This is a genomic window from Pontibacterium sinense, from assembly GCF_015209595.1.
Lineage (GTDB): Bacteria > Pseudomonadota > Gammaproteobacteria > Pseudomonadales > Balneatricaceae > Pontibacterium > Pontibacterium sinense.
Genome location: NZ_JADEYS010000001.1, coordinates 80320 through 103166 on the forward strand (window position 1 = coordinate 80320; position 22847 = coordinate 103166).

24 protein-coding genes are annotated in these 22847 nt (G+C 52.8%); 14 read left to right on the top strand and 10 right to left on the bottom strand.

Features of this window, described 5'->3' with window-relative positions; translation table 11 throughout:
- Positions 1 to 11: 11 nt before the first annotated feature.
- The 3 genes from IOQ59_RS00325 to coaD all read right to left on the bottom strand — a co-directional run bounded on the left by IOQ59_RS00325 (position 12) and on the right by coaD (position 1644).
- Complete coding sequence (locus IOQ59_RS00325; RefSeq protein ID WP_193951261.1) at positions 12 to 668, bottom strand: LuxR C-terminal-related transcriptional regulator; 657 nt, start codon at positions 666 to 668, stop codon at positions 12 to 14.
- A gap of 217 nt (positions 669 to 885) precedes the next feature.
- Positions 886 to 1134: a YfhL family 4Fe-4S dicluster ferredoxin gene (locus IOQ59_RS00330; protein ID WP_193951262.1), complete on the bottom strand. Its 249-nt coding sequence runs from the start codon at positions 1132 to 1134 to the stop codon at positions 886 to 888.
- Between the two features lie 30 nt (positions 1135 to 1164).
- Positions 1165 to 1644 carry a pantetheine-phosphate adenylyltransferase gene (gene coaD, locus IOQ59_RS00335; protein WP_193951263.1) on the bottom strand — a complete coding sequence of 160 codons (480 nt, stop codon included), beginning with the start codon at positions 1642 to 1644 and terminating at the stop codon, positions 1165 to 1167.
- A gap of 191 nt (positions 1645 to 1835) precedes the next feature.
- On the opposite strand from coaD, the gene IOQ59_RS00340 reads away from it, so the two are divergent.
- On the top strand, positions 1836 to 3068 hold the full coding sequence (locus IOQ59_RS00340) for a M48 family metallopeptidase (RefSeq protein WP_228050583.1): 1233 nt from the start codon (positions 1836 to 1838) through the stop codon (positions 3066 to 3068).
- A 96-nt stretch (positions 3069 to 3164) separates the two neighbouring features.
- A complete protein-coding gene (locus tag IOQ59_RS21435) occupies positions 3165 to 3791 on the top strand; it encodes a TetR family transcriptional regulator (RefSeq protein ID WP_193951265.1) in 627 nt (208 codons plus the stop codon).
- Positions 3792 to 3816: 25 nt separating this feature from the next.
- Here the strand turns inward: IOQ59_RS21435 and rsmD are convergent, their stop codons facing one another.
- Together rsmD and IOQ59_RS00355 are read right to left on the bottom strand one after the other, a co-directional pair.
- Positions 3817 to 4434 carry a 16S rRNA (guanine(966)-N(2))-methyltransferase RsmD gene (gene rsmD, locus IOQ59_RS00350; protein ID WP_193951266.1) on the bottom strand — a complete coding sequence of 206 codons (618 nt, stop codon included), beginning with the start codon at positions 4432 to 4434 and terminating at the stop codon, positions 3817 to 3819.
- Between the two features lie 18 nt (positions 4435 to 4452).
- Complete coding sequence (locus IOQ59_RS00355) at positions 4453 to 5661, bottom strand: peptidase M16 family protein (protein ID WP_193951267.1); 1209 nt, start codon at positions 5659 to 5661, stop codon at positions 4453 to 4455.
- Between the two features lie 286 nt (positions 5662 to 5947).
- On the opposite strand from IOQ59_RS00355, the gene ftsY reads away from it, so the two are divergent.
- The 8 genes from ftsY (at position 5948) to trmB (ending at position 12589) form a co-directional block, all read left to right on the top strand.
- On the top strand, positions 5948 to 7336 hold the full coding sequence (ftsY, locus tag IOQ59_RS00360; protein WP_193951268.1) for a signal recognition particle-docking protein FtsY: 1389 nt from the start codon (positions 5948 to 5950) through the stop codon (positions 7334 to 7336).
- A gap of 17 nt (positions 7337 to 7353) precedes the next feature.
- The gene (gene ftsE, locus IOQ59_RS00365) at positions 7354 to 8013 is read left to right on the top strand and encodes a cell division ATP-binding protein FtsE (protein WP_193951269.1); all 660 of its coding nucleotides are present in this window, start codon (positions 7354 to 7356) and stop codon (positions 8011 to 8013) included.
- Positions 8006 to 9061 (top strand): permease-like cell division protein FtsX, encoded by a 1056-nt coding sequence (gene ftsX, locus IOQ59_RS00370; protein WP_193951270.1) that lies wholly within the window; start codon positions 8006 to 8008, stop codon positions 9059 to 9061. The genes ftsE and ftsX overlap by 8 nt, the downstream gene beginning before the upstream one ends.
- Positions 9062 to 9316: 255 nt before the next feature.
- The gene (rpoH, locus tag IOQ59_RS00375; protein ID WP_193951271.1) at positions 9317 to 10171 is read left to right on the top strand and encodes an RNA polymerase sigma factor RpoH; all 855 of its coding nucleotides are present in this window, start codon (positions 9317 to 9319) and stop codon (positions 10169 to 10171) included.
- A 160-nt stretch (positions 10172 to 10331) separates the two neighbouring features.
- On the top strand, positions 10332 to 10727 hold the full coding sequence (locus IOQ59_RS00380) for a DUF423 domain-containing protein (protein ID WP_193951272.1): 396 nt from the start codon (positions 10332 to 10334) through the stop codon (positions 10725 to 10727).
- The gene (gene thiS, locus IOQ59_RS00385; protein ID WP_193951273.1) at positions 10717 to 10917 is read left to right on the top strand and encodes a sulfur carrier protein ThiS; all 201 of its coding nucleotides are present in this window, start codon (positions 10717 to 10719) and stop codon (positions 10915 to 10917) included. Before IOQ59_RS00380 ends, thiS begins: the two co-directional genes overlap by 11 nt.
- Before the next feature lie 68 nt (positions 10918 to 10985).
- Entirely contained in the window at positions 10986 to 11777 is a 792-nt protein-coding gene (locus tag IOQ59_RS00390) for a thiazole synthase (protein ID WP_193951274.1), read from the top strand.
- An 80-nt stretch (positions 11778 to 11857) separates the two neighbouring features.
- Positions 11858 to 12589, top strand: a complete 732-nt coding sequence (trmB, locus tag IOQ59_RS00395; protein ID WP_193951275.1) for a tRNA (guanosine(46)-N7)-methyltransferase TrmB — start codon at positions 11858 to 11860, stop codon at positions 12587 to 12589.
- Positions 12590 to 12665: 76 nt separating this feature from the next.
- Here the strand turns inward: trmB and nqrM are convergent, their stop codons facing one another.
- Entirely contained in the window at positions 12666 to 12902 is a 237-nt protein-coding gene (nqrM, locus tag IOQ59_RS00400) for a (Na+)-NQR maturation NqrM (protein WP_193951276.1), read from the bottom strand.
- Between the two features lie 442 nt (positions 12903 to 13344).
- On the opposite strand from nqrM, the gene IOQ59_RS00405 reads away from it, so the two are divergent.
- Positions 13345 to 15075 carry a hypothetical protein gene (locus tag IOQ59_RS00405; RefSeq protein ID WP_193951277.1) on the top strand — a complete coding sequence of 577 codons (1731 nt, stop codon included), beginning with the start codon at positions 13345 to 13347 and terminating at the stop codon, positions 15073 to 15075.
- A gap of 75 nt (positions 15076 to 15150) precedes the next feature.
- Positions 15151 to 15756 (top strand): hypothetical protein, encoded by a 606-nt coding sequence (locus IOQ59_RS00410; RefSeq protein ID WP_193951278.1) that lies wholly within the window; start codon positions 15151 to 15153, stop codon positions 15754 to 15756.
- A gap of 70 nt (positions 15757 to 15826) precedes the next feature.
- On the opposite strand, the gene IOQ59_RS00415 is transcribed toward IOQ59_RS00410, so the two are convergent.
- Positions 15827 to 16333: a Spy/CpxP family protein refolding chaperone gene (locus tag IOQ59_RS00415; RefSeq protein ID WP_193951279.1), complete on the bottom strand. Its 507-nt coding sequence runs from the start codon at positions 16331 to 16333 to the stop codon at positions 15827 to 15829.
- Positions 16334 to 16765: 432 nt separating this feature from the next.
- Here IOQ59_RS00415 and IOQ59_RS00420 point away from each other — a divergent pair, with 432 nt between their 5' ends.
- Both IOQ59_RS00420 and IOQ59_RS00425 read left to right on the top strand, forming a co-directional pair.
- Positions 16766 to 17473: a response regulator transcription factor gene (locus IOQ59_RS00420; protein WP_228050584.1), complete on the top strand. Its 708-nt coding sequence runs from the start codon at positions 16766 to 16768 to the stop codon at positions 17471 to 17473.
- On the top strand, positions 17473 to 18858 hold the full coding sequence (locus tag IOQ59_RS00425; protein ID WP_193951281.1) for an ATP-binding protein: 1386 nt from the start codon (positions 17473 to 17475) through the stop codon (positions 18856 to 18858). Before IOQ59_RS00420 ends, IOQ59_RS00425 begins: the two co-directional genes overlap by 1 nt.
- Positions 18859 to 18919: 61 nt before the next feature.
- Here IOQ59_RS00425 and astB read toward each other — a convergent pair whose 3' ends face one another.
- The 3 genes from astB to astA are packed head-to-tail and all read right to left on the bottom strand — an operon-like array spanning position 18920 to position 22788.
- Entirely contained in the window at positions 18920 to 20266 is a 1347-nt protein-coding gene (gene astB / locus IOQ59_RS00430; protein WP_193951282.1) for an N-succinylarginine dihydrolase, read from the bottom strand.
- A 12-nt stretch (positions 20267 to 20278) separates the two neighbouring features.
- A complete protein-coding gene (gene astD / locus IOQ59_RS00435; RefSeq protein WP_193951283.1) occupies positions 20279 to 21763 on the bottom strand; it encodes a succinylglutamate-semialdehyde dehydrogenase in 1485 nt (494 codons plus the stop codon).
- Positions 21760 to 22788 (bottom strand): arginine N-succinyltransferase, encoded by a 1029-nt coding sequence (gene astA, locus IOQ59_RS00440; protein ID WP_193951284.1) that lies wholly within the window; start codon positions 22786 to 22788, stop codon positions 21760 to 21762. The genes astD and astA overlap by 4 nt, the downstream gene beginning before the upstream one ends.
- Between the last annotated feature and the right edge of the window lie 59 nt (positions 22789 to 22847).

The window sequence follows — 22847 nt, forward strand, 5'->3', positions numbered from 1 at the left end:
TTACGGGTTTTTTAATGGTTTTCCTGATACCAATGAACGGCTTGGGTGCGGTTAACCACGCCAATTTTCTTGTATAGGTTATACAGGTGGGTTTTAACCGTATGCTGGCTTAAAAACAGGGTCTTGGCGATATCGGCATTGCTTTTGCCCTGAGAGGTCAGATCCAGTACTTCCATTTCGCGAGGACTAAGTGCTTCAGCGATTTTAGGAGCCGGTGTACGCGGCGCCTGACGGAAACTGGCCATCTGATTCATCTGACTGCGGGAGAACCAATAGCGGCCTTCCAGCAGTTCATCAAACCCCTTCAGCAACAAGTCAGCACCCATACCTGTGGTAAATATCCCGCGTAGTACCGGCCACTTCAGGGCTTGTTTAAGGCTTTGTTTTTCTGGGACATTCAGTAATGCGACAGTTGATCCCTGCGCATTCTTTTGAAGCTCTTCAAGTCGGTGAAGCGTATCTGTCCAGCGGCTGGAGGAGCAGTCGATCAGGATGAGTGTTATGGCCGATTTTTCAGTATCCAACATAGACGATACCGATGGGGAGATGTGCAGATCACAGGTAGCAGGAAACAGGCTTGTGAGGTGTGGAACAAGCGAAGTGTTATCCGAAATCAGGAATACATTCCTTACCTCAGAGGGCAGAGCTGCTACAGCCACGTCTGACATGATTCTATCCATAAACGATGATCTGAAAAAACTCCTATAGTCTAGGCTAATTTCCGTTGTGGAGGGGAGTTTTCTCTCAGAAAATTGGCATTAATACGTCAATCGCAGCGGTTTTTATGAGATAGCGCAAATTTTATGGGTATGTTGCGGCGGGATCGAATAAAAAGACAATAAAAAAGCAGGCATAAAGCCCGCTTTTTTGAAAGGAATCAAACGCTTATGAACCAGTCAGCAGCTTGTATTTTTCCATCAGCTGATCTTCGTTTTCCACGTGATCTGGATCTTTAGGGATACAGTCAACCGGGCAAACTTCTACACACTGAGGGGTGTCATAGTGACCTACACACTCAGTACATTTAGACGGTTCGATTTCGTAAATTTCGTCCCCTGGAGTGATCGCCTCATTCGGGCACTCCGGTTCACATACATCACAGTTGATGCATTCATCGGTAATGATCAATGCCATGACGGCTACCTCACTGATTCAAATAATTTATTAGTTGCCCAGATGCTCTTTCAGGGCTGACGCCACTGCTGGATGTACAAATTTGCTCACATCGCCTCCCAGCGTGGCAATTTCACGGATCAGGGTCGATGAAATGAACGACAGGTGTTCCGCTGGAGTCAGAAAAATACTTTCCGCTTGCGGGGCTAGCTGACGGTTCATGTTTGCCAGCTGAAACTCGTACTCAAAGTCCGATACAGCCCTCAGACCACGCAATATAATGTTAGCATTGTGGTCTTTGACAAGGTCGGCCAACAGGCAGTCAAAGCCTGCAACTTCTACATTGTCCAGATGGCCTACCACATCAAGGACCAGTGAGGTGCGTGCTTCTAAAGGCAACAGAGGTTGCTTTTTAGGGCTCTCAGCAATGGCGACAACAACTTTGTCGAATAGCTTTGAGGCACGTTCCACCAAGTCTGAATGACCATTGGTGATAGGATCAAATGTTCCTGGGTATACGGCGATATTCATACTTTACCCGCAGGGGTACGCTTCCGATGAAATATTAGCAATATTGCATTTGCGGCATATTATCCGAATTGCAAGTGCCGTACAAATACTATAATGGAATGGTTTGATTTGAATCAGGAATAAAAAACCGTCTTTTTATGCAATTTATCTATATAACGTAGGGGTATTATCTGATGCAACGGATGTTCAGGATGGTAGTTGCCGCAGGTGTGTTTGCACTTCTGGGTGGGTGCCAGACTTTACAGCAGATCGACAAAGGTCTGTATCAGGTGGCTGATGCTGTCAGTGAAGAAGATCGGGTGACCGGTCAGCGTAGTCTGAGTTTTGCGGGGCGTTCTGAGCAAATTGCTCAGGGTAACCGCTATGTAGAACAGATGCTGGCAAAAGAGAAAAAGGAAGGACGTAAGGTCGATGCGGCACTGGATCGCAATCAGTACTACCGCTTGGTACGGATCTTCGACCGGATTCATACATCCAGCCATCTGCGCAGCGAACGCTGGCGACCCGTGTTGATCGACCGTGACAGCTTTAATGCGTTTACCACCGGCGGCACCTATATCGTCGTGCATCTGGAACTGATGAAACAGCTGAAGAGTGATGATGAGTTAGCGGCGGTGCTGGGGCATGAGATCGCCCATACAGTGGCGAACCATGTATTCGAACGACAGAGTCATGCTCAGCTGAGTGCGCTGGCCCGCTCTAACTCTGCCCGTAAAGGGGGGTATCAGGCGGCCTTTACCCACGAAAGTGAACGTGAAGCTGACCGGATCGGTATCCTCTACAGTGCCTTGGCCGGATTTGATCCGATGGCGGCCAGTCGTATCTGGGCGCGTCAGTATAAGTTGGAAGGTAATGCCCGAGCGCTATTTGCCCATGATCATCCGGTGAATGCAGAGCGCCAGTCTGAGACCGCGAAGGTGGGGCAGGCTGTAAGGCAGTATTACCAACCGGGTAAACAGAACCCTCAATATGCCCGTTTGTTAAAAGATAATGTGCTCTGGCAGCAAAGTCAGGGTGCCAAAGCGGGTGAAGGTGGCGGTGTTCAGGCGTTATTAGGCACCGCGTTTGGTGCGTATGTTCAACATGAACAGGCGAAACAGGAAGCGCGTCGTCAGCAGGCGCAGGCGAACTTCGTAAAAGCAATTGAGTCGCGCCTGAAGCTGGAGAAAAGCTCATCGCCTGATGCCCGCACGCTGGATACAGTGTGGCGTTATCGTGAAGGGCCGTTGCTGAAACAGGTGGTCATGGGATTGTTGCTCAAGAAAGGTGATAAAACCCTACGCTCGGTTGCGCATGTAAGTGGTCAGGTCAGAGCGGGTGGGCAGTTTAAAGCGCGCTTTACGTTGCCGGCCGGGGTTACTGCCGGGGAGCTGAAGAATATGGAAGGGCGATTCTACCTGGATGATGCGTTGCCCGTGCGGTAACACCTCCGTCACCGTGCGTTAACCTTAATCTGTTTGTAACAGGGTGTTCCGGCGTTTTGCGCTAGCATAGCGAGGGCAGTACAAACAGGAGTTAACGTGGCCAGACGAACCAAAGAGCAAGCGGAACAAACGAAGCAGGCATTGCTGGATACAGCGCTTGAGATGTTCAGTCAGCAGGGAATCAGTCAGACCAGTCTGAAGTCGATTGCGGCGGGGGCTGACGTGACGCATGGCGCGCTGTACTGGCATTTCAAGAACCGGAGAGATCTGGTTGAAAACCTGTATCACGAACGACGCCTGCCATTGGATGAAGTGTTTCTTGATCAGCTTCAGGCTGCGCGTCAAAGTGCGGTGGTTGCGATTAAGCAGTTTCTGTTGGAGTGGTTTGATCTGGTGTTGGGAGATGATAGCTATCGCCAACGCTGGCAAGTGTTCCATCAACAGAACGGTGTAGCCTGCCCTGAGTTGGAAAGTTTGTCTGAGCAGATCAGGGAAGAGAGAGCTCAGTGGCTGGTAAGTCTGGGCAAATTGGTTAAAAAAGCGCGTAAGCAAAAGCAGATTGCGGCGAAACCCAATAAAGGTAAGCCGGATCTGCTGGCGGATAACTTGCTGGTGCTGATGTACAGCCTGATCAACACATCACTGATGACGCCTGCTTTGTGCAAAGGTCACAAGCAGGCGGAACAAGTGATAGATACCTATCTGAAAGGGGTGAGTCGTTAGCCCCTCTCACCGTGTTGGTTGAAGATCAGGATTGATCTTCGCGAATAAACAGCTGATAGCGTACCTGACCGGCTTCCTTTTGACGGTGAGGGTGCCAGTGAGCGGGTGCGATGCTATCACGCAGCTCTGATTCTGTTTCTACGTAGATCACGGCTTCAGCCGCCAACAGTCCCTGCCTTTCCAGTAATTCACAGCAGGGTGCGGCCAGATCTTTATGGAAGGGAGGGTCCATAAAGATGATGTCGTATTGTTGTTCCTGTCCCGCACAGCGATTTTCCAGCCAATTGAGCACTGAATCCTGCACCACTTCCGCTTTATTGCATTTAAGCAGCTGAAGATTGTTGCGTAGCTGGCGTACGACAGACGGTTCCTGATCGATAAAGGTGACTGTTTCAGCACCACGTGACAATGCCTCCAGACCCAGCGCGCCGCTTCCACTGAAGAGGTCCAGACAATGCGCGCCCGCGATATAGGGCTGCAGCCAGTTAAAGAGTGTTTCACGTACCCGGTCCGGTGTCGGGCGTAATCCCGGCACGGGCGTGAACGAGACACGGCGACCGCGCCACTCCCCTCCAATGATGCGTAGCTGAGAGGTTTTTTCTGTGGTCGGGATGTTTCTTCGGGGGGCGTTTCGTCTTCCCATTGAAGGTCTGGCTCACTCTTAATTAGCGGATGTACGGTTAGCTAACCGGATGCGGATCTGATTATCTGGCTGAACGCTGGCTTTGGCTAGTTTCACGATGTTGGAAATATCCACGCTACCGAGCCTTTTGCTGTAGGTATTTAGCGTATCAGCAGGCAAACCGTAAAACGCAACTTGTTGCAGAGCACTGATCTGGTTGCGCTCCTCTGTCATTCGCTCTCGCCACTGGCTGATTACCTGATCACGACTGTTTTCGGCCAGTTCTGGTGTGATTCGATTCTCAAGTGCCTGCATTAAATTGTCCAGGGGCTGGTCGGCATGCAGCAGCAAGGCTCGATAACCAACATCTTCCAACGATGACCAAAGCTGTCGATACTCAAACTTCAGACTGGTGCTGGTTTGAGCCAACGCATTCTGCAGGGTGTGAGCGGCAAGTTTATGCACAATGAAGTCAGCACTGTTGCGTACCGGAATCTCAGCGCCGACAAGCAAATGATAACGACGGTCATTACCTGACGGCAGAATCTTCTCAAGCTGACTGCTGGCGATATTCCGATCCGGGCGGGTGGACGGCACCAGTCGTGGCGGCTGATCCATCAGCTGTTCGGCCAACTCATCGCTGTCGTTTCCACTGATGAAAAAGCGCGCGTTATTCAGCATGCTTTGATAACGGCTATTGAGCAGCGCCAGGGGATCGCTCAGTTCACCACCTGTCAGCTGCTGAAAATAGCTGTTGAGCAGCTGATTATTGGTCTTGTGTGATTGCAGGTAATCACGGGCTTTCAGTTTCTCCAACACCGGTTGCCAGCGACTGGCTTCGATAGGAGACAGTAATCCGTTAAACAGGGACGACCAGTCAGGTAAATTGTCCTGATCTTCCCACTGGAACGTCAGAATCAGTTGATCGGGAGCCTGCTGGAGCTGGTATTCGATACCTTCTGGAAGAACCTGTGCAGCCATTTGATTCTCCAGCACCTGCGCGAGCAGTGTTTGGAGCTGCTTTTCGCTGCGGGTGAGTGCGCCGCCGGTAGGAAGCAAAACGGCTACGTTAGTCTGCTCAGATTCATTCTCAACCCAATAGATAGGGAGCTTTTCGGCACTATTGAGTTCCAGGTAGTCGGGTTCCCGGCTGCCCATCGTTGCCAGATACAGTACGGCGAATGCGGACAGCCACACCAGTATTTTCAGGTAGGTGCGATTAAACAGAGGCTGATAGGGTTCAGACATAAGTCTCTACTGTCCTTTCCTTTGTATGGATATTGGTGCTCTATGATAAGATACCGGGCGGTAATTCAAAAAGACTCCTGCATAAAAGTTTATCTGCAACGAGTCAGCGTTATATTGAGCTGGTCTTCTTTATCACTATTCGGGTTTTTTCACCGGATTACAACAGCATAGACCCTCGTCAGACGCCGGAACCTAATTTATTAATTTATGCGCTTGTATCACAGTATTGGCAACAACTGACGATGATTATATCGGTTGGGGTTGCGTACTGTATTGAGGAACACTGATGTTTAAAAAGCTGAAATCGCTCTTTGGTGGCGGCGACGCAGAAAAGGAACAGGTTGTTTCCGCCGAAGTAGCGGCAGAAGAAACAACGACCACAGAATCTGAAGCAGCCGCGGAGACGCAATCGTCGGCGGATGTGACGGCCGAGCCTGAAGCACGCACGGAATCGGTGCCGGAACCGGATGTTGAATCTAAACCTGAAACGGTTGAAGACGCTCCCGCTGTAGAAGCTCCGGTTGAAACAGTAGAAACACCTGCGCCGGAAATTGTTGAGCCAGAGCCAGAGCCAGAGCCAGAGCCAGAGCCAGAGCCAGAGCCAGAGCCAGAGCCAGAGCCAGAGCCAGAGCATGAGCATGAGCCACCGGTCGTAGCTGCTGAGCCTGAAGTGATTGTCGAGCCAGAACCTGTTGCCGAACCTGAACCTGTTGTTGCAGCACCTGTACCGGTTGCAGAGCCTGAGCCAGAGAAAAAAGGCCGCTTCTTCTCGCGTATTAAAGCAGGCTTGAGTCGTACCAAGGCCAATCTGACCAAGCAGTTGGGCAACCTGTTTTTAGGTGCCAAAGAGATCGATGATGATCTGCTGGAAGAGATTGAGACCCTGTTGCTGATGGCTGATGTGGGCGTTGAAGCGACATCGGACATCATCGAACGTCTGACGGACAAGGTTGAACGCAATCAGTTGAGTGATGCTCAGGCGCTGCAGGCAGCTTTGAAAGATGAGCTGGCTGGCTTGCTGGGTGATGTGGATGAGCCCTTGCAGGTTGAGTGCAAAGACGGTCCGTACGTGATTCTGATGGTCGGTGTAAACGGCGTGGGTAAAACCACCACCATCGGCAAACTGGCTAAGCGCTTCCAGAGTGAAGGTAAGTCTGTGATGCTGGCAGCCGGTGATACATTTCGTGCGGCGGCGGTAGAACAGCTGCAGGTCTGGGGTGAGCGTAACGACGTCCCAGTGGTCGCTCAGCATACGGGTGCGGATTCTGCGTCTGTTATCTTTGATGCGCTGCAATCTGCTCAGGCGAAAAATGTTGATGTGCTGATCGCGGATACCGCAGGTCGATTGCAAAACAAAGATCACCTGATGGAAGAGCTGGAAAAAGTGGTGCGCGTGATGAAAAAGCTCTCGCCTGACGCGCCTCATGAAGTGATGTTGGTGCTGGATGCCGGTACTGGTCAGAACGCACTGAGTCAGGCTAAGCACTTTAAAGACTCCGTTGGGGTATCAGGTATTACACTGACCAAGCTGGACGGAACAGCGAAAGGTGGTGTGATCTTTGCGATTGCGAAACAGATGGGACTGCCTATTCGCTTCATTGGTGTTGGCGAACAGATCGATGATCTGCGTCCGTTTAACTCCACGGAGTTCGTCGACGCACTGTTTGAAGAATAATAAAAAGAGTACAACGGATGATCCGTTTCGATAGAGTCGGTAAACGCTTTGTCACCGGGCAGGATGCCCTGAGTGATATCAGTTTTGACCTGAAGCATGGGGAAATGGCTTTCCTCACAGGGCACTCTGGGGCGGGTAAAAGTACTCTGCTGAAACTGATCATGCTGATGGAAAGGCCAACACAGGGCAGTGTCTTTGTCGGTGATCAGGACCTCTCCAGCCTGAAAAGCAGTGAAATTCCATATCTACGCCGCAAGATTGGTGTGGTGTTTCAGAATCATCAGCTGTTGTTTGATCGCACTGTGTTTGACAACATTGCGCTGCCGCTGGAGATCTCCGGTTACTCGCCGGAAGATGCAGCACGCCGTGTCCGTGCTGCATTGGATAAAGTAGGTCTGCTCACCAAAGAGAAGATGACACCGGTTATGTTATCCACTGGTGAGCAGCAGCGCGTGGGTATCGCGCGCGCGATTGTGAATAAACCTGAGCTGCTGTTGGCGGATGAGCCGACGGGAAACCTTGACCCGTCACTCTCGGAAGAGATCATGCGCCTGTTTATGGAATTTAATCGTCACGGGACCACCGTGCTGATTGCCAGCCATGACCTCAACCTGATCTCCCGGATGCGTAACCGTATCCTGACTCTGAAAGGCGGGAGGCTGGTCGCCGGTGCCTAATCGTACGGATGAACGTCGCCGGGGTGCTGTGCGTCAGCCATCGGCCAGTGCCACGCGTCAAACCAAGCAAGCGGCACCTGCACCACAAGCGCCGCCGCAAAAAGGGGCTGAGCGTCACAAGATCAGGTTTGCTGACCAGCGCCGAAACTGGACCCGCAATCACGTCAATGTTGCCGCGAAGGCGTATCACCGTCTCTGGGCATCCCCGCTCTCCACATTTATGACACTGGCCGTACTGGCGATTGCACTGGCGTTACCGGGTGCGTTACTCGCGGGTCTGAAAAACTTGCAGGAACTGAGTGCGAACTGGGGCGCAGAGCCTCGTATCTCGTTGTATCTGCATACCGAAGTGCAAAACGACAAAGCGGAACAGTTGAGCCGTGAATTGTTATTGCGCAATGATCTGGCAGCGGTTGAACTGATCAGCCGTGATCAGGGATTGCTGGAGTTCCGCCAAAGTACGGGTCTGGAAGATGTCTTACAGTATCTATCGGATAACCCACTCCCTACCGTGATTGTTGTCTTACCGTTAGATAAGAGCGCCACGGCGTTACCGATCTTACGGGAGAAACTGGCAGCTATGCCGGAAGTCGACGAGGCGGTGCTGGATATGGAATGGGTGCAGCGCCTGTCAGCCTTTGTGGCCGTGTCTGAACGCGGTGTTTTGGTCTTTGGTACGCTACTGGCCTTCGCTGTGTTGATGGTGGTGGGTAATACCATTCGTTTGCTGATCGAAAATCGCCGTGATGAAATTGTCGTCGCCAAGCTGGTGGGTGCCACCAATGCTTGGGTGAGACGTCCGTTTCTTTACACCGGCGCATGGTTCGGTCTGCTGGGTGGCGTAATCGCGTGGGTGTTAATCCAGGTGAGCCTGCTGCTCTTGGAACCGCCGGTTGAGCGTCTTGCTGAGTTGTACGAAAGCCAGTTCGAAATCAGTGGGCTGGGTTGGCAGGGATCTATCCTGCTGATTCTGGTGAGTACATTGCTGGGGCTGGCCGGGTCGTGGCTTGCTGTCGGTCGACATTTACGCGAAGTTGAACCGCGGTAACTAAAGCCCTCTGGTATGCGCTTTACCCCCCGTTTTTGCCATCATTCGGCCATTGTTGCATTTGCCGAACGCAGATTTGCTTGATTTATCTTCATATGAGGCGAATCTGCGCCTTCAGTGCCTTGTAATCTGTATGCATCCCCGCTAATTTACACTGTTCTCTTCGGGCGCAATTGCCCGTGTTGGAACTAAATCCTGCTAGGCGGGTCATATTGGCGAGTTTATTTTCGTCATATGCTATGAGGTCAAAATAAGTTGAGCAAAAGCTTACAAGTCATCACAAACCTCTCTCCGGGTCAGAATCTGGATGCTTACGTGCAGTCGGTCAGCTCGATCGCTGTGCTGAGCGTAGAAGAGGAACGTAAACTGGCGGACCGTCTGTTTTACGAAGAAGATGTGGAAGCAGCCCGTCAGCTGGTTATGTCCCATCTGCGATTTGTTGTGCATGTGGCGAGATCTTATTCTGGTTATGGTTTGCCGCTGGGTGATCTGATTCAGGAAGGTAACGTGGGACTGATGAAAGCGGTACGCCGTTTTGATCCGACCATGGGTGTGCGTCTGGTGTCGTTTGCCGTGCACTGGATCAAAGCTGAAATGCACGAGTTTATCCTGCGAAACTGGCGTATCGTAAAAGTGGCGACCACTAAAGCACAGCGTAAGCTGTTCTTTAACCTGCGTTCCATGAAGAAAGGCCTGACCTGGATGACCAATGACGAAGTCGATGCCGTGGCTTCTGATCTGGGCGTTGAAGCTAAAGCTGTACGTGAGATGGAAGGACGTCTGGCGGCGCGTGACTCGGCATTTGATGCGCCGGTTGCTGACGATGACGAAACCCCTGCCTACGCTCCGGCTAACTATCTCGAAGACATGAGTGCAGACCCTGCGTCTCAGGTTGAAGATGCCAACTGGAAAGCGGACTCTGAACAGCGTCTGATGGCGGCAATGAAGCAGCTGGATGACCGTAGTCAGGACATCCTGATTCAACGCTGGTTGCATGAAGAGAAAGCAACCTTGCATGAGCTGGCCGCGAAATATCAGGTCTCCGCAGAACGTATTCGTCAGCTTGAAAAGAACGCTATGAAGAAGATCCGAACCTCCCTGGAGGCTTAAAGCGGGGTAGTTACCCAACGGATCATCGAAGAGTCGCTATTACGCGGCTCTTTTTGTATCTGCCCGTTACGTTTTGTACGCTGTCCGGCGTGATTTCAAATCAAGACGATCCCCAACGCTTTGCGCTATAATCCCGCATCACGAGTATCAGAGACAGAACATGCCTGCATCCATCTTTCTGTTTATTGCCGCCTGTAGCGGATTTATCGCTGTTGCACTGGGAGCCTTTGGCGCTCACGGCCTGAAAGGCCGGTTGGCACCGTATCTGATGGATGTGTTCCAGACCGGCGTGCAGTACCAGTTCTACCATACATTGGCATTGTTGCTGGTGGCGGTACTGGTATTGCGTCAGAACGGGCGGGCCCTGCGGATTGCAGGCTGGAGCTTCACGCTGGGCATGATTCTGTTCTCCGGCAGTCTTTATTTGCTGGCCTTAACCGGCACGCATTGGCTGGGTGCGGTGACCCCTATTGGCGGTCTGGCGTTCCTGACCGGCTGGGCTGCACTGGCATATTCAGCACTACAACTGAGCAGGAATCCGAACAATGCAGATTAATCTTAACGGTGAATCTCTGGATGTACGCGACGGTGCATCACTGATCGATCTGGTCGAGCAGCTGGGTCTGACCGGCAAACGCATCGCCATCGAGCTCAATATGGAGATCATCCCGCGTAGCGAGCATCCTTCTACGATGCTGGCGCAGAATGACACTGTAGAAATTGTAAATGCGATTGGTGGTGGTTGATCGGTTCAACCTCATTTTTACGCACGCGACAACAGCCATACGATAACGATAAACCTGGGAACAATAAGATGTCAGAGCAAGCGAAAGACGCATTAGTAATTGCCGGCAAGAGCTACAACTCCCGTCTGCTGGTAGGTACCGGCAAATATAAAGATCTGGATGAGACCCGTGAAGCAATTGAAGCCAGTGGCGCTGAGATTGTGACGGTAGCGGTACGACGTACCAACATCGGTCAGAACCCGGATGAGCCTAACCTGCTGGACGTTATCACCCCGGACAAATACACCATCCTGCCAAACACCGCAGGCTGCTACACCGCTGATGATGCAGTTCGTACCTGCCGTCTGGCACGTGAACTGATGGACGGTCACGATCTGGTTAAGCTGGAAGTATTAGGCGATCAGAAGACGTTGTACCCGAATATGGTTGAAACCATCAAAGCGACTGAAACACTGGTCAAAGATGGCTTCAAAGTGATGGTGTACTGTAATGACGATCCAATCGTTGCCAAGCAGCTTGAAGAGATGGGCTGTGTGGCCGTTATGCCGCTGGGCTCCCTGATCGGTTCCGGTCTGGGCATCCTGAACCCGCATAACATCAAAATCATCATGGAAACCGCTCAGGTTCCGGTACTGGTTGATGCCGGTGTTGGTACTGCTTCTGACGCGGCTATCGCGATGGAGATGGGTTGTGAAGGTGTACTGATGAACACCGCGATTGCTGCGGCTAACGATCCTGTGCTGATGGCATCTGCCATGTGCAAAGCGATCGAAGCGGGCCGTGAAGCGTTTCTGGCCGGTCGTATGCCGCGTAAGAAGTATGCCAGCGCATCGTCTCCAATGGACGGCCTGATCAAGTAACACCCCTAGGGTAATATCCACAGGCCCGATGCATCCGTATCGGGCCTTATTATTTGTAAGACAGTATTAGACAGATCCCCATGACCGAAGAACAGAACAGCACCACACCCGAATCTGAAGCGGGCGAAGAAAAGAAATACATGCGTACCGTCCGCAGCTTTGTCCTGCGTGCAGGCCGTATGACCGAAGGCCAGCAGCGTGGTCTGGATGAAGCCTGGCCTAAATACGGACTGGATCTGGCAAACGGTGCGATTCAGCTGGATGAAGTATTCGGTCGTGATGCGCCAGTGGTGCTGGAGATCGGTTTTGGCATGGGCGACTCGTTGCTGTCGATGGCCAAAGATCAGCCAGAGAAAAACTACATCGGCATTGAAGTACACCGTCCGGGTGTTGGCCGTCTGCTGAACAACGCACAGCTTGAGGGTGTGGATAACATCCGTGTGTATTGTGATGACGCTGTAGAAGTGTTGGCGCAATGCATCCCTGACGGCAGCCTGGATACGCTGCAGCTGTTCTTCCCTGATCCGTGGCACAAGAAAAAGCATCACAAACGCCGCATCGTGCAGCCAGAATTCGCACAGACGATCCGCCGAAAGCTGAAAGTGGGTGGTGTTTTCCACATGGCGACGGACTGGGAAAACTACGCAGAGCACATGATGGAAGTGATGAATGTGGCTGAAGGCTACAACAACGTCGCAGGTGACGGTCAGTTCTCCCCACAGCCAGAATGGCGTCCGGTCACCAAGTTCCAGAAACGCGGTGAGCGTCTGGGGCATGGAGTCTGGGATCTGATGTTTGAGCGTACTGAGTAAGTCGGTATTCTCGGACAAAAATAAAGGGACCTTCAGGTCCCTTTATTTTTAGATAAGCTGTGGTTGTTTCTGCAGCTTACTTCGTCAATTCGTAAGACAGGCCATCGGTCTTAGCGGCTGCTGTTTGCTCATTTTCGTTTTCGCATTTGTCCGGATCATCGCCGCATACCGGGCAGGTGTAGTCTTTCTCACCCAGCGCTTTGCCCACACCACCGCAAGAGCCTTTGATCGGCTTGCGTCCCATCAGTACGCCTACAGATGCACCAATGACAACAACTAACAAAACAACAAACGCAAGAAATACAGTTTCCAAGGGCCACCTCCTCGAAGTGGGATAGCGTCGCGAAAGTTGTGCTTATGGCACTGGTATTTCGCGTGCAGCAGATTAAAGATCGATTAGCTCTGAAGCCAATATAGGCTGAATTGTGAGCAAGTTTACCACTTTACAGCCGCTTCGTGGGGGCTAAGTCTACCGTTACGCTCAGAAGTTTTAAAGTGTATTGATTATCCATTTTAAACCATGAAAGCATTAGAGGTGAACGATTAAAAATGTTTAATGTTGGTGTCTCCGGGGGCCGGTACGTAACTTGCTATAAGAAAAGGAGTTATTGGGTTGTCGGGGGATTCCGCGCTTTTTTGCGCAGGTTATTGCCGGTTCTGCTCTGTCGCACGCATCACATGCGGAAGGCACTTGCCGTGAGTATCACCGAGTGACCCCAACACTCACATTTTGAAGCAATAGGCATGGACTGCATATGAGCATCTCACTCTCTACCATTTTGCCGGGGATTACGCCCGGACAGATTCAATCTCACTCAGCAACCAGTCGTGAAGTTCAGGAACTGAAAGACGAAGGGCTGGTGGGTGAAAATACCACTGCCCTGAATGTGATGTCTGTGGACACCATGGACCGCTTCCGCGTGACCCAATGGAGCGAGGAGATCAACAGTCAGTGGTGGGGACTGACAGGGGAAGGTGATCTGGGAAAACAGGCCGCAGGTTATCTGGAGCAGATGACAGCCGAGCGGCGTCAGATCGCCACCGATTATCTGGATGATTTCTTTAGTCTGTCGAATACGCTGGCAGAAGCGCTACAGGATGATTATCCCGCATCGGCCGATATGGATCAGCTGCTGGACAATGTGGCCGCCGGGCGCAAATCCAGTGAAAATGCTGATGGCAGTATGTTACCCAAGGCGGACATTATTGAAGCCTTCTGGGCTGATAATCAGTCTTCGATCGAAACGCTGCAGCAACGTTATCAAGATCTGAAGGATTTCCCTGAGCATTTATCATCCTGGCTGGACAACAACAATATCGATCGTCCGCTGGCGCTGGATCAGCTTGTTGAGAAACACCGTTACAGTGGCCTGAACGGAAAATATGAGGGTGCAGGCGGTTTGCTGGATAGCGCAAGGTTCCAGCTGAATGCTGCGGGTGACGGCAGTCAGCTCGATGGGATCGGTAAGCTGGGTATCATGATGGATACCATGGATATGCCGATGACCGACCGTTACGACCTCAGCGCATCCGAAGCGATGATGCAACACAGCATCGAGATAGGACTGCGTCTGGGTGATGCGCGCACGTTAAAGCATGCGATTGCCAGTGAAATTATGCACAGTGAACGCAAAGCTACGCTTGTCGATTATCAACAGTCGTTCCAACCGTTGGCCTCGGCGTTTTATCAACAGCTGGGAGAGCTGGAGCCGCGCTTCAGCCTGCAAGACATGCTCGATAATATCGTTCAGGGTAATGACCTGTCTCAGCTGGACACGGGTGGACAGCATCCGCAGACAGAACAGATTCAGCAGTTTGCCGATCAGTACGCTGACCAGCTGACGCAATTAAATGAAAAACAGCAGGCCATGGATGAATTGCCGCGTACCCGCCTCGAGTGGCAGACCGATCCTGAAAATAATCGCCTCGCCCAGCAAGTGGTATATCAGGAGTACGGTCTGGAGCCTTGGGAGTTTGGTAGCAACAGCCGTGCTGCTCGTCCGGGGCAATGGTTGGGTCTGGAAAGTTTTGAAGCCGCCGGTGCCGTCACTCGGGAACAGATGCTGGAAGCTGCGCGCGAACGGACCTCTCATTTGCAGGGTTTAGTGCGGGAGACCGCAGGTTTTGGGGCAGGACAAACGCTTGATCTGGATCAGATAATTGATAATTTCCGCAGCGGGCAACCACTGGGCATGATGGAGAACGGCTCGCTGCACCCCAACTCTGTGGCAATTGATGAGATGTTCGCCGCCAATGAAGAGGATTTTATTGCCTATATCGATTCCCTCTGGATGTCGGGCCAGCAGGAAAATCTCAGTATGGTCGATTACCGTAGCTGGATGACGGAAGACAACCGGGCCGATTTCGCCGGGGAGCTGCTCGATCTCATCCAGCAGAGCCGGACGGCGATTAACTTTGATACGTTGAGTGAGCCGTCTGAGTCATTGCTGGCGGTGAACACAGATAACCCACTTGATAGGGTGTGATCCGATGGAAGGGGTTTCAGTTACTATTCAGTTCGTCCTGCCTACTCTGTGTCTATCAAGTGAGGAGGGGACGTGATGAAGCTCGCAACAAAAACACTGTGCTTAGTGTTGGGCGCTTGGATGCTGACCGGTTGCAGCCTGCACCCGTTGGGTATTGATGACGACGAGTGGGCCAGAATGAGTCAAAGCGATCAGCTCCGGGCTTATGAAAAGCAGGCCGAACTGGACAAGGTGCGGGCTGAGGCTCAGGCGCGGGAGCGACAAGCGCAGGCTGAAGCGGAGGCACGCAAATACGAAGCGATGGCTGAGATGCGGCGGAACGCGCAATATGGCGACATTGTGCAGTGTGTATTGGACCCCGTGGATGTGCTTTACAGCTCAGACTGGGTGGCGCTGAAACCACAGGTATTTGATCTGGTCAGAGGCGAAGAGCGGGCACTGAGCCTGCAAGAGCAGATAAAACACTACAGCACAAAAACGCGTGTCAGTTTTGCAGAATCGGGTCTCGAAGTGAGGCTGTGTCGTGACGACTATTACGCCAATCGTCGCGATGGATGTTTCCGGTTACTGGGCACCAGCCGTGATTTTCAGCGTGGGCTTCGTAAGGATTTCATGATTGATGGCTTTATGAAAGGTACGCTGCGCTGTGATCTTAAACCGATAGGGCGTCGGCGTTACTAAATCAAATTAGCCGGTCTTTACCCCTGATGGAGTAAAGACCGGGAGATCCGTTGGGAACGGTAAGCTTGGATCAGGTGCGGCAGTGCTTTCCACCTTTGCCTTCGCCGTTGTGACCACCGAAATGGTGTTTACCACGTTTATCCCATTTCTCTGCCATCTTCTCTTTCATGGCAGCCAGTTCAGTACGCTGTTCGTCGTTAAGAATGTTATTAAAGTCCTGACGCTGCTCTGCACGCATCAGCACCATTTTTTCAGTGGCTGTGGCGATGTCCGCCGCCAGCTGGGTAGATTTCTGCTGGTAGTCAGCCGCGGTTGGGTCCAGCTTACGCAGCTCCATGCGCAGGTCTTTCATGTTGCGGATGTTCTGGCGCATGTCTTTCACATTGGCTGCGATCATGTCGTCTACCTGACGCTGCTGTTCTTCAGTCAGATCAAGCTTCTGGCTGATGCGTTCCAGCATATGGCCGCCCATCATACCGTCCATACCGTGACCAAATTTACCGCTCGCAACGGCTGTACCCAGTCCACCCAGAGTCAGTGCTGCTGCAGTCAGTCCGATGATTAGTGTCTTACGCATTGTCATATCTCCAAGTTGTTTTGCGTTGTTGGATCTATTGTCGAATCTGTCATCGCTAAGTTGGGTTACGGCGGTGTAAAGATTGGTAAACGTGATATGCCAGGCAAAAAAAGCCGGCTGCGGGAGGGTCCGAGAGCCGGCTTAATAGAATGGAGTCCTTAAGAACCTAGAGCACTGAGGGTGTGGGTTATAACCACCTGTTGTGGTGATATAAACCGGGTTGTTCAGTCTCCATCCGAGGGGTTATTCACTGCCGCCAAAGACCAATAAGGCGCAGCACTGGTTCCAGATGTAGGGTCATAGAACGCAATCTATTCTGTGGCAGCCATCGGTTAACTTTAGTGTCGGTTGTGTAAAGTTTGGTAAATTGGGCTGGGCGTAGCGCCACGGGCGATTATGATTTAAGCACTGAACGAATATCTGGAGCAGATGATGAGCGAACAAACCCGTTTACTGATGGTGGATGACGATACTGAGCTGTGTGAGCTGATCGGCGACTATCTGGAGAACGAAGGCTTTCTGGTGGAGTTTGCTCACAACGCGGACGATGCGCAGCATAAACTGCAACGTGCTGAACGTTATCAGCTGATGATACTGGATGTGATGATGCCGGGGCGTAGCGGTATGGACCTGTTGCAGGAGATTCGTCCACGTTTGCAGTTACCGGTGATTATGCTGACCGGTCGTGGTGAGGATATTGATCGTATTCTGGGGCTTGAGATGGGGGCGGATGATTATCTCAGCAAACCCTGTAATCCACGGGAGTTGGTGGCGCGTATCAAAGCGATTCTGCGCCGGGCAGGCCCCAAAGAACACCAGACGTTGTTTCCCGACCAGCCGGTGTCAGAAGCGGGGATACAACTTGATCCCGGCATCCGTGAAGTGCGTATTGCTGAGCAGATGCTGGAGCTGACCGGTACGGAGTTCAACGTGCTGGCCTATCTGATGAACAATGCTGGCACGGTGATCAGCAAGGAGCAGCTCACAGAGTTGGTGTTGCACCGTAAATTAACCGCCTACGACCGGGCCATTGATGTGCATGTGAGCCGGGTCCGTCAGAAGCTGGGTAAGTTGTTACCCAATAGCGATGTGATTAAAACCGTGCGCGGTGTGGGTTATCAGTTTGTCCGGGGGGCCTGATGCGCTGGTATAAGCGGCTCTTTGTTAAGATCTTTCTCGCGATCTGGCTGGCCAGTACGATTGTGTTGCTGGCAACCATTGCCATCGTGGGGGGCGTGTCGGAGCGTTCCAATTTTCGCAACTTAGTGGTTGCAACCGCACAGGGGCACGCGGAGCGCGTCATAGACCGTTATGAAGGGGACGGAAATTGTGATCGTCCGCTCCGTCGTCCCCCGCCTATTCGCGCGCTGCGCTTTGATCGTCATGATTGGGACGATGATGACGGTGACCATCGTGGTCGAGACCGTCGTCACCACCGTGAAGAGATGTTTGAACGCTGGAAGAAGCGTAACCTGATTCGTATCACCGATACGGACAAGGATAAGATCGTCGTTGGTCCACGTGAGGGCTGGCCGACGTCGTTTGAAGTGATTAGCTTTGATTTGATCTCCGATCATCAGCGCAACTATCAGGTTGAGGTGGCACTGGACCTTAAGCACTCATCATTTATCCACATCCTACAGGTGCTGATCTCCTTCCAGATTGCGCTGAAGGTTATGCTGATGTCGGTGGTTGCCGCCAGTCTGGTGACCTGGATTATTGTACGACCGATTAATCGATTGCGTGATCACACACAGGCGCTTTACAGCGGTGAACTGGCAACCCGTTCAGACAAAGCGCTGAGTAGCCGGGGGGATGAGATCGGCGCGCTGTCGCGGGAGTTCGACCAGATGGCTGAGTTTGTCGAGCAGACGCTCACCTCTCATCAGAAGCTGATGCAGGATGTCTCCCATGAACTGCGTGCTCCTTTAGCGCGCTTGCAGGCGGCCGCTGGGTTAGCTGAACAGCGCTGGGGTGACGACGATAAAGTAGTGCAGCGGATTATCCGTGAATGTCAGCGACTCGATGCCCTGATCGGAGAGATTCTATCCCTGTCCAAGCTGGAAAACAGCGAAGCTTCAGGTCCTCCGTTTGCGTTGAGTGAATTGTTGCAGGAGATGATCGAGGACGTACGTTTCTCCAACAGTCAGCGTCAGGTTAACTTCAGTTCAGACTGTGAGTGTCATGTGGAGGGCAGCCGGGCTTTGCTGGAACGAGCGCTGAACAATGTGCTGGGTAATGCCTGCAAACATACCGCTGAGGATGTGGCGATTGATGTGGCGTTAAGTGAAGCAGGCAAGCAGTGTGTGATCCGTATCCGGGATTATGGTACGGGTGTGTCGTCGTCAGCGCTGGAGCATCTGTTCGAACCCTTCTATCGCAGTACAACCGAGAACAACGGTTACGGTTTGGGGCTGAGTATTGCGCAGCGTGCAGTGCAACGTTTGAGCGGTACGATTGAAGCGCATAACCATCCACAGGGCGGGCTGGAAGTGGTGATTAGTATCCCTTCGAAAAAGGTGTAGCGAGATAGCTGTGGCTCCGCCGGATCGGATGATCGGGAGCCGCAGGTTTGCCCATTACAACTTAAACAAAGTTGTACAAACCGGGCAGATCCAGAATTTGTTCGAGTACACCGAGTGCATTGTGGATCTCATCAATTAACGCCGGATCGCGCAAATCCTCCGGACCGAGCTGATCGCGGTAGTGGTGATTGATCCACCGCTGTAATGCCTGATATAGCGCGGGGGTGAGCAATACACCCTGATGCATGGCTGCCAGCTCGGTATCACTCAACGGGACACGCAACCGCAGGCACGCCGGGCCTCCACCGTTGTTCATGCTCTGGCGCAGGTCCATGAACTCGACCTGTGTCAGCGGATTATAGGACACCAGCAGTTTCTCAATCACGGCGCGGGCCGCGTCCTGCTCCTGGCACTCAAGGGGGGCCAGTAATAGCATCTCACCGGAGCTTAGCGTCAGCAGCTGGCTGTTAAACAGATAGCTTTTCACCGTGTCTTCTACATTCAGATCCCGACGGCTCACCTGCTCGATATAGAGCGGTGTATTGTCCGGTGTTAAGCGTTCCCAGCACCGCTGTATCTGGTCCAATGTGTGTGCCTGATTCAGCCACGCCTCTTCATGTAGCAATAACAGATTCCGGTGGCCGACAGCGATCACGTCGTTGTGAAATACACCCCGGTCGATACTGGCGGGCAGCTGTTGCATGCTCAGGCTATTGTGGGGTCCAAGCTGGTGAGCGCGAATGATAGCTTCGGTTGCTTGCCGACTGTGACGGGCGGGAAAGAGGTTGGGCGTGAGACTGTCCGGTTGCTGCTGATAACCATAGGTCAGCAGAGTCAGACCGGGTTGGTTATGATCGGCACAGAGTCGGGTGTGGTTGGCGGCGCCTTCATCACCGAACTCAATACTGGCGGGCAGTGGTGGGTGGTGGACAAAAAACTCGCTGTTGCCAAAAATCCGTTTCAGGATGCGGTTGCTCTCTTGTGCTTCCAGACTGCGATGCAGGTTAAACAACAGATTGGCGGGTGTGAAATGCAGCTTATGATCGGCGCTGTCTGCCGAACAGGTGACGGTTGCGCTATTGGCTGCCCACATACTGGATGCGGAATAACAGGCAGCCAGTAATTCAGGTGCCTGCCGCGCTGCTGCATCGATCAACTGTGTATTGTTTCCGCTGAAGCCCAGTGTTCGCAACATCTCCAGCCGCGGTCGTAGCTGGGGGGGCATCACCGCTTGCGGTATTCCCAGTTGATGTAAGCGCCACATCTTTTCCAGCCCTTGCAGAGCCGCTTGTTTGGGGGATGCGTCTTGCCCACGATGATCTTCGGACGCCAGGTTGCCCGGCGACAGGCCTGCATAGTTGTGACAAGGGCTGACCAATCCATCGAGGTTTAATTCCTGATAGCGCATACATCCTCCCACTTACTCTGTGTCGGGCGGGCTCAGGCCGGGTGGTTGTGCCGCGGGGGTAGTCAGTGTTTCGCTGAGTTGAGAGGCGACCGGATAGGCGCAGTAATCCGCTGCATACCACGCACTGGCCCGATGATTCCCGCTGATCCCTGTGCCGCCAAAGGGCAGGGCACTGGAGGCACCCGTAAGGGGGCGATTCCAGTTGATGAGTCCTGCCCGCACGGCCTGATCAAACTGATGAAAGACCTGTGGGTTGTCACTCAGTACCCCGGCGGACAGTCCGAAACGGGTGTTGTTGGCTTCCTGAACTGCATGATCCACATCGGTCACCCGTATCACCTGAAGTAAGGGACCAAAACACTCTTTATCATCTCGGTTTTTTATCGGTGTGACATCGATCAGGCCGGGTGTGAGATAGGCACGATGGGCCTCTGGGCGGGACAGCGGTACCAGCGGTTGTGCACCTTGGGAGATGAGCGCCTGTTCAGCAGATAAAACGTTGTCGGCCGCCTGGTTGCTGATCAGCGCACCCATAAACGGGGGCGGTTGCTGGTTGTAGGCACCAACTTGAATCTGACCGATGGCGGCGATCAATGCCGCGATAAAGCGATCACCCTCGACGCCGGTGGGTACCAATAACCGTCGGGCACAGGTGCAGCGCTGACCCGAGGTGATATACGCTGATTGAATCGTATGAAACACCGCCGCCGCGGTGTCTTTTACGTCGGTGACCAGTAAAGGGTTGTTACCCCCCATCTCCAGCGCCAGAATTTTTTCAGGTTGGCCGGCAAACTGTTGGTGCAGGTAACAGCCGGTGGTGGCACTGCCGGTAAAGTAGAGTCCGTCGACCTGAGGATGGGCGGCGAGTGCCGCGCCGGTATCCCGGTCACCTTGTACCAGATTGAGTACCCCGTCGGGCAGTTCCGCTTTTTGCCACAGATGGACCAGTAGTTCAGCCGTGCGGGGGGTCAGTTCGCTGGGTTTAAAAATGAGGGTATTGCCCGCCAGCAGGGCAGGCATGATATGCCCGTTAGGAAGATGTGCGGGGAAATTGTAGGGGCCAAAAATGCCCATGACCCCATGAGGACGGTGCTGTAACCGGGTGATCAGCTCGTTCTGACTGCTCTCCCTGCTGGGTGTGCGTTCCTGATATGCCCGGATGGAGATCTCCGCCTTGCCAAGCATCGCGGTAACTTCGGTTTCGGCTTCCCAGAAGGGTTTGCCGGTCTCTTGCCCAATCGTATCGGCCAGCAAAATACGGTAATGATCCACCACCTCGTTGAAACGTCTGACCTGAGCCACACGTTGCTCAAAGGTGTGGCCTGCCCATGCGGGAAACGCCGTTATCGCGGATCTGACCGCGAGATCGACCTGGTCTGCTGTGGCCGCGCGTCCTTTCCAGATCTGTTCACCGTTACCCGGATTGAGAGATTCCATCGGACTGCCTTCACCGGCGACCCAATCGCCATTGATAAACAGTGATGCGACAGGATTCATGTTGACCTCCCTTTGAGTTCGACGATGCGCAATGTATCCCCCGCGCTAACCTGCAACGCATCGGCCGTGGCCTGAGTAATCGTGGAGATGCTGCCACGTGTGTCTATGCAGGATTTGGTACAGCGGAAATCTGCCAGACCGGTGTTACTGAGTAGGAACTCAGGACCATCATTGTCCACGTCACCAATCGCGACCTTTTGATAGCGGCTACTGTGAATCGCCCGGATGTCGCCCAAACGGGTTGACAGGGTTGGGCCTCCATCAAAGATGTCGACGTACTCTTCGTAACGGAATCCTTCACTTTCCAGCATCCTGCGGGCAGGCTCCGTATTGGGATGGACCTTACCAATCACCGCTTGTGCGCTGTCGGGTAGCAGATGGATATAGATGCTGTGTTTGGGCATCAGCTCAGCGATAAAGACTTTGTTGCCGGAGCCGGTCAGGTAATCTGCTGTGCTGTATTCCATGGAGAAGAAACGTTTACCCAGCCCGTCCCAGAACGGCGACTCGCCATTGTCGTTGGTGAATCCGCGCAGCTCGGCGATCACCTTATCGGCGAACCGCTGAGGGTGTTCGGCCATGAATAAAAAGCGGCTCTTGGAGAGCAAGCTACCGTTGGCTGAGTGGCGGGCTTCGGGTTGAAGATACAAGGTACACATCTCGGAGCAGCCGGTGTAATCGTTACACAGATAGAGAGTGCGGAAGCTGTTGTGGACGTTCAACTCACGTGAGGCATGGACGACGGTGCCGATCCGGTAGTGATAAAACGGTGCGGTCATCCCCACGGCTGAATCAATGCCACAGGTACCCACGACTTCGCCGGTATCGGTCTCTTCCATAACGAACAGGTAGTGATCGGGATGAGACGGCTCCGTCTCTTTTACCAGTGCCTTTTCGGTCGCGGCGATGCGTTTCTCAAGTAACTCCCGGTTATCCGGCAGTGAGGTGAAGCCGGGTCCGGTATCGATAGCGATCTGATGCAGAACATCCAGATCTGCGGTGCAAATAGGTCGTATCACTTTCATGTGTTCGCCCCCCTAATTCACAACCCCTGAACCCGCGGCTCAGGTCTGCCGTTTCTGTC

Bases quoted from the DNA above. Each gene is read 5' to 3' on its own strand.
- IOQ59_RS00325 (WP_193951261.1), bottom strand. From the start codon at position 668: ATGTCAGACGTGGCTGTAGCAGCTCTGCCCTCTGAGGTAAGGAATGTA.
- IOQ59_RS00410 (WP_193951278.1), top strand. From the start codon at position 15,151: ATGAAGCTCGCAACAAAAACACTGTGCTTAGTGTTGGGCGCTTGGATG.
- IOQ59_RS00390 (WP_193951274.1), top strand. From the start codon at position 10,986: ATGTCAGAGCAAGCGAAAGACGCATTAGTAATTGCCGGCAAGAGCTAC.
- IOQ59_RS00405 (WP_193951277.1), top strand. From the start codon at position 13,345: ATGAGCATCTCACTCTCTACCATTTTGCCGGGGATTACGCCCGGACAG.
- IOQ59_RS00340 (WP_228050583.1), top strand. From the start codon at position 1,836: ATGGTAGTTGCCGCAGGTGTGTTTGCACTTCTGGGTGGGTGCCAGACT.
- ftsY (WP_193951268.1), top strand. From the start codon at position 5,948: ATGTTTAAAAAGCTGAAATCGCTCTTTGGTGGCGGCGACGCAGAAAAG.
- IOQ59_RS00355 (WP_193951267.1), bottom strand. From the start codon at position 5,661: ATGTCTGAACCCTATCAGCCTCTGTTTAATCGCACCTACCTGAAAATA.
- astD (WP_193951283.1), bottom strand. From the start codon at position 21,763: ATGAATCCTGTCGCATCACTGTTTATCAATGGCGATTGGGTCGCCGGT.
- IOQ59_RS00415 (WP_193951279.1), bottom strand. From the start codon at position 16,333: ATGCGTAAGACACTAATCATCGGACTGACTGCAGCAGCACTGACTCTG.
- IOQ59_RS00425 (WP_193951281.1), top strand. From the start codon at position 17,473: ATGCGCTGGTATAAGCGGCTCTTTGTTAAGATCTTTCTCGCGATCTGG.
- thiS (WP_193951273.1), top strand. From the start codon at position 10,717: ATGCAGATTAATCTTAACGGTGAATCTCTGGATGTACGCGACGGTGCA.
- astA (WP_193951284.1), bottom strand. From the start codon at position 22,788: ATGAAAGTGATACGACCTATTTGCACCGCAGATCTGGATGTTCTGCAT.
- astB (WP_193951282.1), bottom strand. From the start codon at position 20,266: ATGCGCTATCAGGAATTAAACCTCGATGGATTGGTCAGCCCTTGTCAC.
- ftsE (WP_193951269.1), top strand. From the start codon at position 7,354: ATGATCCGTTTCGATAGAGTCGGTAAACGCTTTGTCACCGGGCAGGAT.
- trmB (WP_193951275.1), top strand. From the start codon at position 11,858: ATGACCGAAGAACAGAACAGCACCACACCCGAATCTGAAGCGGGCGAA.
- IOQ59_RS00380 (WP_193951272.1), top strand. From the start codon at position 10,332: ATGCCTGCATCCATCTTTCTGTTTATTGCCGCCTGTAGCGGATTTATC.
- IOQ59_RS00420 (WP_228050584.1), top strand. From the start codon at position 16,766: ATGAGCGAACAAACCCGTTTACTGATGGTGGATGACGATACTGAGCTG.
- IOQ59_RS00330 (WP_193951262.1), bottom strand. From the start codon at position 1,134: ATGGCATTGATCATTACCGATGAATGCATCAACTGTGATGTATGTGAA.
- rsmD (WP_193951266.1), bottom strand. From the start codon at position 4,434: ATGGGAAGACGAAACGCCCCCCGAAGAAACATCCCGACCACAGAAAAA.
- coaD (WP_193951263.1), bottom strand. From the start codon at position 1,644: ATGAATATCGCCGTATACCCAGGAACATTTGATCCTATCACCAATGGT.